Genomic DNA, 13,231 nt, shown 5'->3' with positions numbered 1-13,231 from the left:
CATGTCAGTTCTGATAGTTGGGGCCGGCCCGGCCGGAGCCACCGCCGCGTACTACCTGGCCGCCGCCGGCGTCGACGTGACGGTGCTGGAAAAGACCGCCTTCCCGCGCGAAAAGGTCTGCGGCGACGGCCTGACGCCGCGTGCGGTGCGCGAGGTGCAGCTGCTGGGCCTGCCGCACGAGGAAGCAGCCGGATGGCGCCGGAACCGTGGGCTGCGGCTGATTGCCGGCGGCCGGCAGCTTGAGCTGCCCTGGCCGGAGCTGAGCGACTTCCCGGACTACGGCCTGATCCGCACCCGGCTCGGCTTTGACGAGGCACTCGCCCGGCATGCCGAGTCCGCCGGCGCCGTGGTGCTGGAACGCCATTCTGTCTCCACCGCTCTGCGGGACGACGCCGGACGGGTCATCGGTGTGCGCGCCAACCTGCTGGAAGAGCGCGGCCGCAAGACCGGCGAGACCAAGGACTTCTTCGCCGACGTGGTGCTCGCCGCCGACGGCAACTCCACCCGCACGGCGCTGAGCTTGGGCATCGAGAAGCGCGACGACCGGCCGCTGGGCGTGGCCGTGCGCACCTACTTCAACTCTCCCCGGCACGACGACGAATGGATGGAAGGCTGGCTGGAACTGCCCGACGCCGCCGGGAATCCGCTGCCCGGCTATGGCTGGGTGTTCGGCGTGGGCGACGGTACCTCCAATGTGGGCCTGGGCATCCTGAACTCGTCCAAGTCCTTCGGCAAGCTGGACTACAAGCAAGTGCTCCGCGAATGGACCGCCGGAATGCCCGCGGACTGGGGCTTCACCCAGGAGAACCAGGTCGGCGAGATCCGCGGCGCCGCCCTGCCGATGGGCTTCAACCGCACGCCGCATTACAGTCCCGGACTGCTCCTCCTGGGCGACGCCGGCGGGATGGTCAGCCCCTTTAACGGCGAGGGCATCTCCTACGCGATGGAGTCCGCCCGCTACGCCGCAGAGCTGATTGCCGACGCCCACGCCCGCTTGGCCGGAACCGGCGGCCAGTTGCTCAGCAGGTCCGGCTTCGACGCAGCGCTGTCCACCTACCCAGGCATCATCCGCGGCCATTGGGGCAGCCACTTCACCTTGGGCCGGATCTTCGCCCAGCTGATCGGCAAACCCGCCATCATGAAACTGGCGCTCCGCACCGGAATGCCGGTCCCGCCGCTGATGCGCTTTGTGGTGCGGATGCTGGCCAACCTGACCGACTCAGGCGGCAAGGGATTTGAGGATAGAGTTATTCATCTGCTGGAGCAGCTCACGCCGCCGGCATCCAACCAGACTGGCGGCAACAAGCCGGCCAGCCACACCGCCCCGACGATTAGTTAGTGTTGAACCGTGACTGACGCTAAACCGAGTTGGACTCCTGCCGGCCAGAACCCGCCGGAGTCGCCGGAGCTGGATACAGCAACCGCCGCCCTTGCCACCACCTTGAACTTGCCTGCCGGGTTCGACCCGGTGGCCCAAGACGCCGTGCTCGGTCCCGAGGTCTCCACCGCCCTGGCCCGGGTGGAGAAGCAGCTGCGTGCAGCCATAGCGCATTCCGATCCGTTCGCCGATGCCACCAGCCGTCACCTGGTAGAAGCCGGCGGTAAGCGGATCCGCCCGCTGCTGACCATCCTGGCCTCGCAGTTGGGCAACGGTTCGGTCCCCGAGGTGGTGCAGGCCGCCGTCGTGGTTGAACTGACGCACCTGGCCACGCTCTACCACGACGATGTGATGGACTCCGCACCGTACCGACGGGGCGCCCCGACCGCGCACGAAGTATGGGGCAACCAAGTGGCCATCCTGGCTGGCGACCTGATCTTCGCCCGCGCCTCGCTGCTGGTCTCCCAGCTGGGTCCGGAGGCCGTGGGCATCCAGGCCCGGACGTTTGAACGGCTCTGCCTGGGCCAGCTGCACGAAACCGTCGGACCGCGCGACGACGAGGACCCGGTGGAGCACTACTTGTCCGTGATCGCGGACAAGACCGCCTCGCTGATCGCCACCTCCGGCCAGCTGGGCGCCATGTTCTCCGGCGCCGGCGAGCAGGCGGTCAACGTGATGCTGGAATACGGCGAGAAAGTGGGCGTTGCCTTCCAGTTGGCGGACGACGTCATCGACGTGACCGGACTCAAGGCGAAGTCAGGCAAGACTCCGGGAACCGACCTGCGCGAGGGTGTGCCCACGTTGCCGGTGCTCCTGCTGCGCAAGGCCGCGGCCGACGGCGATGCTTCCGCCGCCTCCGTGCTGGCGCTGGTGGAGGCAGACCTGACCTCCGACGAAGCCCTGGCCGAGGCCGTCACCGCACTGCGTGGACACCCGGTCACCGCGAAGGCCTGGTCCATCGCCGGCGAATGGGCCGACGCCGCCAAGGCGTCCCTGGAGCCGCTGCCGGAGAGCACGGTGAAGTTCGCGCTGACGGCCTTCGCCGAAGCCGTCGTGGACCGCGAGGTCTAAGCGGTGCAGCGCACTGACCTGCCGGTGAGTGTGCGGTCGAGCCGATGAGCACCGGCACGGTGCTGGTCGGTTTCGGCGTGGCTCTGGTGGCAGAAGCCCGCTAGCTAGTCTTCTTCCTCGTCCCCGAAGACCCAATCGAACATGTCGAAGACGAACTCGCTGAAGGTGGCTTCTTCGCTCTTCCAGCGCGGCTGCGGGCCGTTCGTTCGGATCCAGACAATGGGGTCCGGCACGTCCAGGTGCTCGGACTTGAAACCCCAGTTCGCTTCTTCGTCCATCTCGTCCAAGAACAGCAGGTAGCCGTCCTCGATCTCGAGCTCATCCGGGTCGAAGAAGAAATCGTGGGCTTCCATCAAGTCCTCGCAGCCGCCGAGCGCGTGGTAGAACTCCACCAGCGCCTGCGGAACCTGGAATTTGTGCTCGCCCAGCAGGCCCTCCAGGTCGTCATAGGAGATGCCGTCGTCTTCGGTCCACGTCCGGTCCAGGTACTTGGGCACGAGCGCACGGAACTTGTCCACGAACATTTCAGGCATGGTTTCTCCCTGGAACGGTTGGTTGGCGGGCTTGAATACCATCCTATGGGGCGGCACCGATTGGCTCGAACCGATGACGACGACGGCGGCGCGTCGGTCCCGGCGGATCGCCGGGAGCGACCGGACGCAATAGTGCTGCGGTGCGTCAGTCCCGGCGGCGGGTGGCCAGGCCGGGGTAGTCGATCACGATGCCGTCAGAGTCCACCTCAATTTCGGCACTGAAGTCCCCGGAACTGAAGGTAACAGCGGCCGTGCCGCTGCCGTCGTCGTACGCGCGGCAGCCGCTGTAGATCTGTTGCCGGCCGAGGACCCGCAGGCTCGGCATCTCCACCCACGCCACCGTCAGCTCCGCGGCGGATTCGGCGTCGTGGACCAGGCCCAGCCGCAGGATCGGCATGGTGTTAGTGGCCGGACACAGGCCCAGATCGCAGTCCACCGCCCCTGTCAGTGAGACCGGGTCGACGATGCCCGGTTCCGGCAAGTCGGTGTCCCCGGAGATCTTCGTTGCCGCGCTCCAGCTGCCGTCAGTGGCGCGGTCCAACACCAGATACCTGCTCCAGCCCCGGCCGTGGACGGAGACCGTGAGGTTCTCGGTGAACCAATTGCCGGTGGTGGTCAGGGACCAGCTCGCCGCGTAGTCGGCAGTGCGCGAGGCACCGTGGGCGCTGAGCCGCTCGGGTTCCAGATTGATGGTGGCGGTGTCGGCGCGCTGCGGATCGTCGGTTCCCAGCCAGGTCACCGTGCGGCTCTCGTGCGTCTCGTGTCCCATGACCCCCAGCCTTGTGCCTGCGCCCAGTTATGACAAGGGTTCGGGAGCGGGCTCCCGGGCTAGCCTTGCGACCCCGAGTCGGAGCCCAGCCGCCGCACCGCCAGAGCCAGCCACAGGTGCACCCGGTCCGCGGTAAGGGCGGGGTCGTAGCCGGTCAGCTCCACGATCTGGGACAGCCGGTAGCGGACGGAGTTCCGGTGCAGTCCCAGCTCTTCCGCGACGGCGGCTACCGATCCGTTCAGCTCCAGATACGTCTGCAGGGTGGGCAACAGGGCGGCATCATGCGCGGCGTCGAAGTCGGCCAGCGGGTCCAGCGCTTCGGCCGCCAGATCGCTCAGCGGCACGTCTTCGGAGGCCAGCAGAAGGGAGGTCAGCGACAGCCGCTGCGGGACGTTCAGCCGTCCGCCGCGGCCAACGGCTTCCTTCGCCTCGAAGTAGCTCCAGCGCAGGCCGTTCGCCTGGGCATAACTGCCACCCACGCCCACCGTTGCGGTCAGCCCCGCGCGCTGCAGGTAGCTGCTCAGTTCCTCGCCCAGCGATTCACCCGATTCGGCGCCCTGCACCACGAGCACCAGCCGCTCGTCCACGAGACCGGTGACCACGCCATCGAATGCGGCGGGCAGCGGCAAGGTGGGCAGCGCGCGGCGCTGGGCTCCGGCCACCTGCACCATGACCACCACTTGGCGCCGTCCGGCGTCGATCCCCACGTTGCTCAGCCGCAGCGACGCGTCCCCGCCCTGCAGCACGCCGCCCACTACATCAAGCAGCACCTGGCCCACAGCGCGCCGGTCGGCCGCGCGGCGGTGAGCCTGGTTGCTCAGCTCCAGGCTGATCAGGCTTTGCGCGTAGTCCACTATGGCGTTGCGCTCGTAGGGCTCGGCCAGCGCCAGCGTGCAGCGGTCCTTCAGGCCGGTGGCGATCGGGAGCTCGTGCCAACCGGTGCGCCCGCTGCCGGTTCCGTACAGGCGGGTGCCGTACTGGGAAAGCACGACGTCGGTGCCCACCATCGCGGCGAGCTTACGCAACAGCGCGGGGAGGCCGCCACCGCCCAGCAGCGAGGCCGCCAGCGCCTGGTGGTCCTTGAGCAGGTGCTCCAGCCGGTTGTAATGGTCAGCGGATATCGCATCGGCCACCATCTTGCTGATGGCCACGAACGGTGTCTCGTAGGGCACTTCAAAGACCGGCAGTTCAAGTTCGTTGGCTGCCGCCAGCACGCCCTGCGGAACCTTCCGGTGGGTGAGCCCCAAGGCGAAGCCCATGCCGACCGCGCCAGCCTGGTGGACGCGCGCCACGAATTTGCGCTGCGCAGCCGCGGTCGTCTGCCGCAGGCCGGTGGTCAGCACCACCTCGCCTCCGCTCAGGAAGGGCAATGGATCCTCCAGCTCGGTGGAGGCCACCCAGGTGATGGGCGCGTCCGGGTCGCCCTGTGCGGTGCCCACTAGTTTCAGGTGCAGCGAAGGCGAGGCGAGAAGTTTGGCGAGAGTGACAGCCATGCTCCAACTATACGGGTCTCCGTTGTGCAGGTGCACTATGACAGCGAGGGGTATCCGACTGCTCGACCCGGGGGAGGGACCGTGCGCCGGGAGGAATCGTCCGTCTGCAGCCGCCGCGCCGGCGTTCGCGGTTTCCGCCGCTTGGACAGCGCCGTTAGGATTGTCCGCGGCGTAACTGCCGTCACAGCACTGGCATCCCTAACTTTGAGGTCCAATTTATGAGTACCCCTTCACCGCAGGCCGCGCCGGGCGTCAAGCCCAAGCGCGAGATGTGGTCCACCCGCAAGGTGTTCATCCTTGCGGCAATCGGCTCCGCCGTCGGCTTGGGCAACATCTGGCGCTTCCCGTATGTAGCCTACGAAAACGGCGGCGGCGCCTTCATCATTCCCTACCTGGTGGCATTGCTGACGGCCGGCATCCCGCTGCTTTTTCTCGACTACGCCGTGGGGCACCGCCACCGCGGTTCCGCCCCGCTGGCCTACCGCCGGCTGGCCCGCGGCGCCGAAGGACTGGGCTGGTGGCAGGTGGCCATCTGCTTTGTCATCTGCGTCTACTACGCGGTGATCATCGCCTGGGCCGCGATGTACATGATTTTTTCGGTCACCGAGGCGTGGGGTGATGACCCCGCGGGGTTCTTCATGGGCTCCTTCCTGCAGGTGAGTGAGGACGTGAACATCGGCTTCGATTTCGTGCCCATGGTCCTCATCCCGCTGATCATCGTCTGGGTGGTGACTTTGCTGGTGCTGGCCGCCGGCGTGCAGAAGGGAATCGGCCGGGCAAACATCATTTTCCTGCCGCTGCTGCTGATCATGTTCCTGCTCCTGGTGGTCCAGTCGCTGTTCCTGCCCGGTGCCGCTGATGGCCTGAATGCCCTGTTCACTCCGGACTGGGGCGCACTCACGAACACCACGGTCTGGGCTGCGGCCTACGGGCAGATCTTCTTCTCCTTGTCCGTGGCCTTCGGCATCATGGTTACCTATGCTTCCTACCTCAAGCACAAGACGGACCTGACCGGCTCCGGCTTCGTGGTGGGCTTCGCGAACTCCGGTTTCGAGATCCTGGCCGGCATTGGCGTTTTCGCCGCGGTGGGCTTCATGGCCTTCAGTGCCGGCGCAGAGGTCGGCGATGTTGCCGCCGGTGGCATCGGCTTGGCCTTTATCGCGTTCCCAACCATCATCTCCGAGGCGCCGCTGGGCGGACTGCTGGGAGTGCTTTTCTTTGGATCGCTGGTGTTCGCCGGTTTCACCTCGCTGATCAGCATCATTGAAGTCATCATCGCGGCGGTGCAGGACAAATTGGGCATGAGCCGGATCAAGACCACGTGGTGCGTGGGCATCCCGCTGGCGTTGATTTCCATCCTGCTGTTCCCGACCACCACCGGCCTGAACCTGCTGGATGTTACCGACGCGTTCGTCAACAACTTCGGCATCATGGCCTGTGCCTTGGTGACCGTGTTGCTAGTGACCTATGGATTCCGCAAGCTGCCGCTACTGGGCGGACACGTCAGCGAAGTTTCGTCCATCAAGCTGGGGCTGTGGTGGCGGATCATGGTCGGCATCGTCTCGCCGATTGTGCTGGGCTACATCCTGATCAGCGAAGTGATCAAGAGGATTCAGGAAGGCTACGGCGATCCGCCCATGCCCGACTGGTTTGTCAATGTCTTTGGCTGGGGGATGGCCGGCGCCCTGGTCGTCGTGGCCTTCCTGCTCTCGCTGATTCCCTGGGGCAGGAAGTCGGCAGCCAATGATCCGGACCTGGATTCCCCTGTCTTAGAGGAGGCACAACGATGAGCACTGCAGCGATCGTGATGTTGATCATCGCCATCCTTACCGTGTGGGGAGGGTTGGCGCTGGCTTTGGTCAACCTCAACCGCCACCCTGAGGACGATGGAGCCATGCCGGTGGAGCACGCACCGGAACTCTGAACCGGCTGCTGTCTCGCCAGTGGCGCCCTCCGGCCCCGTGACGGAGGGCGCCGCCGTCGGAAGCGTCTGGCCAATTGCACGGCGAAACGGCAAATCGGCTGTGCGGGGCGCCATAGGCAGCCCTCGGTCGGAAAACGTAATCTCGCTGTAGAGCACGGCTTCCCTCGGCACACGCTGTTCCACCGCTGAACGTCCTCCACTAGGGCGCACCGCGGCTGTAGCCAACGCGCGCGCCGGGCGTCCAGCTGCCGACGGCATCCCCCAACGTGAAAGGCACACCATGAGCACTCAGACGACCCAGTACCGGCTGGAACAGAAGCGCGACGTGTCCGCGGGTTTCCCCGGCCCCAAGTCCGCAGAACTGGCCGCCCGCCGCAACGCTGTGGTGGCCGGCGGCGTCGCCTCCAGCGTCCCGGTCTACGTGGCCGACGCAGACGGCGGCATCATCACTGATGTGGACGGCAACTCGTTCATCGACTTGGGGTCCGGCATTGCCGTCACCAGCGTCGGTGCCTCGGACCCCGCCGTCGTCGCCGCGGTGCAGGATCAGGTTGCCAAGTTCACCCACACCTGCTTCATGGTCAGCCCGTACGAGAGCTACATTGCGGTGGCCGAGAAGCTGGCCCAGCTGACCCCGGGCGACCACGAGAAGCGTTCCGTGCTGTTCAACTCCGGCGCCGAAGCCGTGGAGAACGCCGTGAAGGTGGCACGCATCGCCACAGGGCGCACCGCCGTCGTCGCTTTTGACCACGCCTACCACGGCCGCACCAACCTGACGATGGGGTTGACCGCGAAGGCCAACCCCTACAAGTCCAGCCCGGCCGGCAGCTTCGGACCGTTCGCCCCGGAGATCTACCGGGTGCCGATGAGCTACCCGTACCGAGAGGAAGCGGAGATCAAGGGCGAGGACGCCGCCCGCCGCGCGATCACCATGATCGAGAAGCAGGTTGGCGCCGAGAACGTGGCAGCCATCCTGATCGAGCCGATCCAGGGCGAGGGCGGCTTCATTGTCCCGGCCGAGGGCTTCTTGCCGGCGCTGGCGGAGTGGGCCAAGGAGAAGGGCGTGGTCTTCATCGCGGATGAAGTCCAGTCCGGATTCTGCCGCACCGGTTCCTGGTTCGCCTCGGAGCACGACGGCGTGGTGCCCGACATCATCACGATGGCCAAGGGCATTGCCGGCGGCATGCCGCTGTCCGCCATCACCGGCCGCGCAGAACTGATGGACGCGGTGCACCCGGGCGGACTGGGCGGCACCTACGGCGGCAACCCCGTGGCGTGTGCCGCCGCACTGGCTGCCATCGAGACGATGGAGGCCCAGGACCTGAGCGCCCGCGCCCGCCAGATCGAGGAGCAGGTCATGGGCCGGCTGCGGAAGCTGGCCGAGGAAGTCGACATCATCGGCGACCTGCGCGGCCGCGGCGCGATGCTGGCCATGGAGTTCGTCAAGCCGGGCACCGGCGCGACCACCAAGGAGCCGAACGCCGAGGCCACCAAGGAAATCGCGGCCGCCTGCCTGCAGGAAGGCGTCATCATCCTCACCTGCGGCACCTACGGCAACGTGGTGCGCCTGCTCCCGCCGCTGGTCATCGGCGACGACCTGCTGGCCGACGCCCTGGATGTGCTGGAAGCAGCCATCCGGAAGGTAGCCGCCTAACTCTTCGGCGCCTCCATACGGGGCGGCCTCCGGATCCCAACGTCCTGCGGGACGGGTGCCGGAAGCCGCCCCGTTGTCGTTCCACGCAGCTTCGGCCGTCCACCCGGGACGTCCTGATTGCAGCCTGTTCTCGCAGGCCCTCGCGGACTAGAGTCGGAAACACAGTCGCCTCATCGGGTGCGGATGCGCCGGCACGGTCGCATCCGCTGCTCCACGTTAACGGACAGGGGTAGTCGCGTGCGCTATGTAGTGGGATACCAGCCGGACGAACGGGGAGCCGACGCGGTGGCACTGGCCGTGGCCATCGCCCGGACCCAGGGCACGGGGCTGGACATCGTTTACGTGGTGGCGGAGAACGCTCCCTACGTGGTCTTGAATCCCGAAGGCAAGCGCGTCAGCGCCAGCGAGCAGGAGGTCGTCACCGCCCGCCGCGAGGCGTTGAAGTTGATTCCGTCCGACGTGAACGCCGAATTCAAGGTACGCGCGGCCGAATCCTTCGCAGAGGGCCTGATCGCGGCGGGGGAAGAAGCGGGTGCCCGGCTGATCGTGATCGGCGCCAGTAGCAGCAGTTTGTTCAAGCGCTTCACAGTGGGCAGCGTGGCAAATGCGCTTCTGCATGCCTCGCCGATTCCGGTGGCGCTCGCGCCCCGCGGCTACCAGCGGACGGAGCCGCTGACCCGATTGACTGCGTTCATCGGGGAGCGGCAGGGCGCCCAGGCGGCCCGGGACGTTGCCCTGAACGCTGCTTCCCGCCGCGGCCTGCAGTTGCGGTTGGTCTCCCTGGTATCGCTGGACACCCGCGAAGACTCCGACAGCGGAGAGGCCATTCACAATGCGCACCTGCATGCGAATTCGGTGCTCGCCCAAGCCGCCACTGAACTGCCGCCGGGCAAGGCGACCGTGACCGTGGCGCACGGCCGCAACATCGAAGAGGCCATCGACTCGCTGGATTGGGAAGACGGCGAGCTGGTGGTGGTCGGCTCCAGCCGGCTGGCACAGCACAACCGCCTGTTCCTCGGCGCCACCGCCCACAAGGTCTTGCGCTCACTGCCGGTACCCATGGTGGTGGTCCCGCGCGAAGTGGACGGGCTGCGGGAGTAGACAACCGGGTTTCCGGCGGGCTTCTCCCTGAAAGTTCTCAGTGGCGTGTCGGGAGTTGCAGCTGTTGGCTTTGTTGTCGCTGCCGCCGTTGCGGCCGGCGTCTAGCCCGGACTTAGTTGCCTCCGGGATGAGTGTTGCGGGTATCAGCCGCTTTGAGTGCTTCGAGGAATTCGCGCCGCTCGTCGTCGTCGATGACCAGCGCAATTTGTTTCTCTTGCGGCTGCGCGACATGCCGTGGTCCGCTGTAGGTGGTACCCAAGTAGAGATCGTTGAGCGTGCTTCCAGAATCCGCCATCGGACCGGTGACGCTATCCTTGCGTCCCAGGATCAACCGAAACACTACCGACAGGACAGCGAGAAGCATCAGGCCTTGGGTGCCATACCCCGCCCAGTCCGGGCGGCCGGCTAAGTGCAGGCCTGCGATGGCCACGACCATCCCGAAGAGTGCGACCATCGTGATTCCGTCGGTTCTACGCATTGCCCCCGTCCCGCGCCTGACGAATCGTACCTGTTTCGAACAGGCTACCTTTGAGGCAAGCCGATGGGGAGGAACCCAAGCTGCTGACTTATCGTCGGCGAGGACTCAGGACGGGCGCAGCTCACTTATGACAGTCGGCACTGCGCCGGCGTGGCCGTAGAATCGGCCCTCCTGAGCCTTTACGGCTGCCACCAAGACGAAGCTGAGGCTGACCAGCAGCGCCCACGAACCCCACTTGCCCACGTGCACCATCTGCCAGATTTGGGCCTGGTCCGGGTACTGCCAAGCGCCCAACAGAGTGGCGGCATTCTCGGCGACCCAGAGGAAGAAGCCGATGAGGACAAACGACAGGCTTAGCGGCATGGCATAGCTGCGGTCCTGCACGGTGAACGCGACCCGGCTGCGCCAGAGCACGACGACGAAGCCGGCAGCAACCACCCAGCGCAGGTCCGGCAGGTAGTGGTGGGTGTAGAAGTTTGCGTAGGCAGCGATGGCCAGCGCCGCGGCCGGGATCCACGGGAAGCTGTTGATCCGCAGGTCAAACCGCCGGAACGCTTGGCAAATGTAGGAACCCACGGCGGCATACATGAAGCCGGAGTACAGGGGCACTCCCGCTACCTTGGTCCAAGCCTCCTCCGGGTAGGACCATGAGCCCATCTGGACCTTAAATAGTTCAAGCGCCAACCCCACCAGGTGGAAACCGAAGATCACTGCCACCTCGCGGCCCGTTTCCAGCCGCAGCAGGTAGAACACCGTGGTGAGGGCCAGTCCGTAAACCAGCAAGGCATCGTACCGGGGGAGCGGCAAAGGCACGGCGGTGCTGGCCGCGAGGCCCACGAAAATCGTGGCGGCGAAAAGGCAGCACTGCACCTGAATCCGGGCGAACCGGAGCAGTTGGAGCACTGCCGACGCGAAGCGCCGGAACGCGGGAAGCAGCGGGGCAACGGCGGCCGTGCCGATGCCTGTCACTCCTCAATCCACTCAAGCAAATCGCCGGGCTGGCATTCCAGCACCCGGCACATCGCATCCAAGGTGCTGAAGCGTACGGCTTTGGCTCGGCCGTTCTTCAGCACTGCCACGTTGGCGGGCGTGAGACCGACCCGCTCGGCGAACTCCCCGACGCTCATTTTTCGTTTTGCCAGCTCGACGTCGATGCGCACCACGATCGGCATTAGATCACCGCATCCATGTCGGTCCGCAGGGTGATGGCCTGGTGGAGCACAGCGCGCAGGACCACCAACAGCAGCCCGAGCACCGCGCCGGCCACCACAAACAAGAACAGGAGCAGCGGCATGCCCGGGTCATCGGCATTGAAGCCGACGAACAGAAAGACGCCAAGCAGCAGTATCCAGGCGGCAACAACTGCCGACACAATGACGTCCAGCCAGGTCAGGGACGACTTGCTGAAAATCCGGTCGTGCTTGACCAGCGTGAGCAGTTTCCACGTGCTGACGATCACCGCCTGGACGCACAGCAGCTCGACGATCGAGAACACCGTCAGCGGCCACTGCAGGTAGGCCAGCTGCGGAGACTCCGCGGCCATATGGGCAAACTGGCCGGGCAGCGACATCACTTGGAACAAGAGGAGAAGAGCGAACGCCACCACCAGCAGGATCCTGAGGGCGGTAACCGCCAGATAAGTCTTTCGCATCCATCGAGTGTCGCTTCTTTCCTATCGAATATCAATCGATGGGGCACAAGCAAGGGTCCTCGCGCGCTGGACGCGGCAGACGGCACATTTGCGTGAGCGGGGTGGCAGTCGGCGCTGCGGCGTTTTCTAGCGCACAGGTGCGGCTGCGGGTTCGGCGCCGGATTTGGGTGCCCGCTTGAGCGCCACCACCATGTCCGCTGTCAGGATGGCCAGGGAGAGCCAGACCAGGCTGAAGCCGACCCAGCGTTCGAACGGCATGGGTTCGTGCAGGAAGACCAGCGCGGTAATGAACTGCAGGATGGGAGCCAGATACTGCAGCATGCCCACTGTACTCAGCGGCAGGCGCCTGGCGGCTGCGCCGAAGAACAGTAGCGGCAGGGCGGTGATCAGGCCGCTGCTGGCCATGAGCCAGAAGTGGCCCGTGCCTTCGGACACCAGGGTGGCTTGGCCGCCGGCGATGAGGAGCACCATGATCACCACGGAAACCGGTGCCAGCACGAGGGTTTCCACGCTGAGGCTGGTCACCGCATCGACCCGGCCGCCGACGTTCTTCTTGACCAGGCCGTAGAAGCCGAAGCTGAACGCCAGGATCAGTGCAATCCACGGCACGTTGCCGTACCCGAACGCCAGCACCAGCACCGCGGCGAACGCCACACCCATGGCCACCCACTGTAACGGCCGGAGCTTTTCCTTGAGCAGGATGACCCCCAGCAGCACCGAGACCAGCGGGTTGATGAAGTATCCCAGCGAGGCTTCGATGGCGTGGCCGTTGAGGACGGCGAAGGTGTAGGTGAACCAGTTGACGGCAATCAGGCCAGCGGCCAGCGACAAGGCGCCGAAGGTGCGCCGGTTGGTCAGGGCGACCCGGAAGGCGCGCCAGCCGCGCAGTGCCGTGATCAGCAGGAAGCAGAACAGCAGCGACCAGACAATCCGGTTGGCCACAATCTCCAACGGGCCGGCCGGTATCAGTGCGGTGAAGTACAGCGGGAGGATGCCCCAGAGCCCGTAGGCCGCGAGCCCATAGGCCATGCCGGCCCCGGTCTCGCTGGGACGGCCGCCTTGCTTGCGGAGCCGGCCGAGTCCGCGGCGGGCACCGGCCTCAGCAACCGCAGCAGCAGGGGCAGAAGGCTGGGAGGAGGCACCGCCGTCGTTCATTGACACGCTGGCACAACCTCCGGT

The 13,231-nt window shown here is 66.1% G+C and carries 14 protein-coding genes; 6 read left to right on the top strand and 8 right to left on the bottom strand.

The features are described 5' to 3' along the window. The first annotated feature begins 1 nt into the window (after window position 1). Window positions 2-1,339: a geranylgeranyl reductase family protein gene (locus AC5RWX_RS16765; RefSeq protein ID WP_493939519.1), complete on the top strand. Its 1,338-nt coding sequence runs from the start codon at window positions 2-4 to the stop codon at window positions 1,337-1,339. 9 nt (window positions 1,340-1,348) lie between these two features. Continuing rightward, on the top strand, window positions 1,349-2,449 hold the full coding sequence (locus tag AC5RWX_RS16760) for a polyprenyl synthetase family protein (RefSeq protein WP_493939520.1): 1,101 nt from the start codon (window positions 1,349-1,351) through the stop codon (window positions 2,447-2,449). A gap of 104 nt (window positions 2,450-2,553) precedes the next feature. On the opposite strand, the gene AC5RWX_RS16755 is transcribed toward AC5RWX_RS16760, so the two are convergent. The 3 genes from AC5RWX_RS16755 to AC5RWX_RS16745 form a co-directional block, all read right to left on the bottom strand. Beyond that, window positions 2,554-2,982, bottom strand: coding sequence for a hypothetical protein (locus AC5RWX_RS16755; RefSeq protein ID WP_493939521.1), 429 nt, complete (start codon window positions 2,980-2,982; stop codon window positions 2,554-2,556). Between the two features lie 145 nt (window positions 2,983-3,127). Then, window positions 3,128-3,751 (bottom strand): putative glycolipid-binding domain-containing protein, encoded by a 624-nt coding sequence (locus AC5RWX_RS16750; RefSeq protein WP_493939522.1) that lies wholly within the window; start codon window positions 3,749-3,751, stop codon window positions 3,128-3,130. Window positions 3,752-3,810: 59 nt separating this feature from the next. After that, window positions 3,811-5,244 (bottom strand): PucR family transcriptional regulator, encoded by a 1,434-nt coding sequence (locus AC5RWX_RS16745; protein ID WP_493939523.1) that lies wholly within the window; start codon window positions 5,242-5,244, stop codon window positions 3,811-3,813. Between the two features lie 218 nt (window positions 5,245-5,462). Between AC5RWX_RS16745 and AC5RWX_RS16740 the strand changes: the two genes are divergently transcribed. The 4 genes from AC5RWX_RS16740 to AC5RWX_RS16725 all read left to right on the top strand — a co-directional run bounded on the left by AC5RWX_RS16740 (window position 5,463) and on the right by AC5RWX_RS16725 (window position 9,923). After that, the gene (locus tag AC5RWX_RS16740) at window positions 5,463-7,034 is read left to right on the top strand and encodes a sodium-dependent transporter (RefSeq protein WP_493939524.1); all 1,572 of its coding nucleotides are present in this window, start codon (window positions 5,463-5,465) and stop codon (window positions 7,032-7,034) included. Continuing rightward, on the top strand, window positions 7,031-7,168 hold the full coding sequence (locus tag AC5RWX_RS16735; RefSeq protein WP_493939525.1) for a methionine/alanine import family NSS transporter small subunit: 138 nt from the start codon (window positions 7,031-7,033) through the stop codon (window positions 7,166-7,168). The genes AC5RWX_RS16740 and AC5RWX_RS16735 overlap by 4 nt, the downstream gene beginning before the upstream one ends. A 280-nt stretch (window positions 7,169-7,448) precedes the next feature. Next, window positions 7,449-8,822, top strand: coding sequence for a 4-aminobutyrate--2-oxoglutarate transaminase (gabT, locus tag AC5RWX_RS16730; RefSeq protein ID WP_493939526.1), 1,374 nt, complete (start codon window positions 7,449-7,451; stop codon window positions 8,820-8,822). Window positions 8,823-9,059: 237 nt separating this feature from the next. Beyond that, on the top strand, window positions 9,060-9,923 hold the full coding sequence (locus AC5RWX_RS16725; protein WP_493939527.1) for a universal stress protein: 864 nt from the start codon (window positions 9,060-9,062) through the stop codon (window positions 9,921-9,923). 112 nt (window positions 9,924-10,035) lie between these two features. On the opposite strand, the gene AC5RWX_RS16720 is transcribed toward AC5RWX_RS16725, so the two are convergent. The 5 genes from AC5RWX_RS16720 to rarD all read right to left on the bottom strand — a co-directional run bounded on the left by AC5RWX_RS16720 (window position 10,036) and on the right by rarD (window position 13,207). Beyond that, window positions 10,036-10,377: a hypothetical protein gene (locus AC5RWX_RS16720; protein WP_493939528.1), complete on the bottom strand. Its 342-nt coding sequence runs from the start codon at window positions 10,375-10,377 to the stop codon at window positions 10,036-10,038. A 129-nt stretch (window positions 10,378-10,506) separates the two neighbouring features. Then, complete coding sequence (locus tag AC5RWX_RS16715; protein ID WP_493939529.1) at window positions 10,507-11,370, bottom strand: DUF817 domain-containing protein; 864 nt, start codon at window positions 11,368-11,370, stop codon at window positions 10,507-10,509. Beyond that, entirely contained in the window at window positions 11,367-11,573 is a 207-nt protein-coding gene (locus AC5RWX_RS16710) for a helix-turn-helix domain-containing protein (protein ID WP_493939530.1), read from the bottom strand. Before AC5RWX_RS16710 ends, AC5RWX_RS16715 begins: the two co-directional genes overlap by 4 nt. Then, entirely contained in the window at window positions 11,573-12,052 is a 480-nt protein-coding gene (locus tag AC5RWX_RS16705) for a DUF2975 domain-containing protein (RefSeq protein ID WP_493939531.1), read from the bottom strand. Before AC5RWX_RS16705 ends, AC5RWX_RS16710 begins: the two co-directional genes overlap by 1 nt. Window positions 12,053-12,178: 126 nt before the next feature. Beyond that, window positions 12,179-13,207 (bottom strand): EamA family transporter RarD, encoded by a 1,029-nt coding sequence (gene rarD / locus AC5RWX_RS16700; RefSeq protein ID WP_493939581.1) that lies wholly within the window; start codon window positions 13,205-13,207, stop codon window positions 12,179-12,181. Window positions 13,208-13,231 lie beyond the last annotated feature (24 nt).

The sequence above is a fragment of the Arthrobacter sp. SPT-J7 genome, assembly GCF_059089965.1.
Note: the sequence above shows the minus strand (reverse complement) of the source record. Positions and strands in the feature narration are given on the sequence as shown.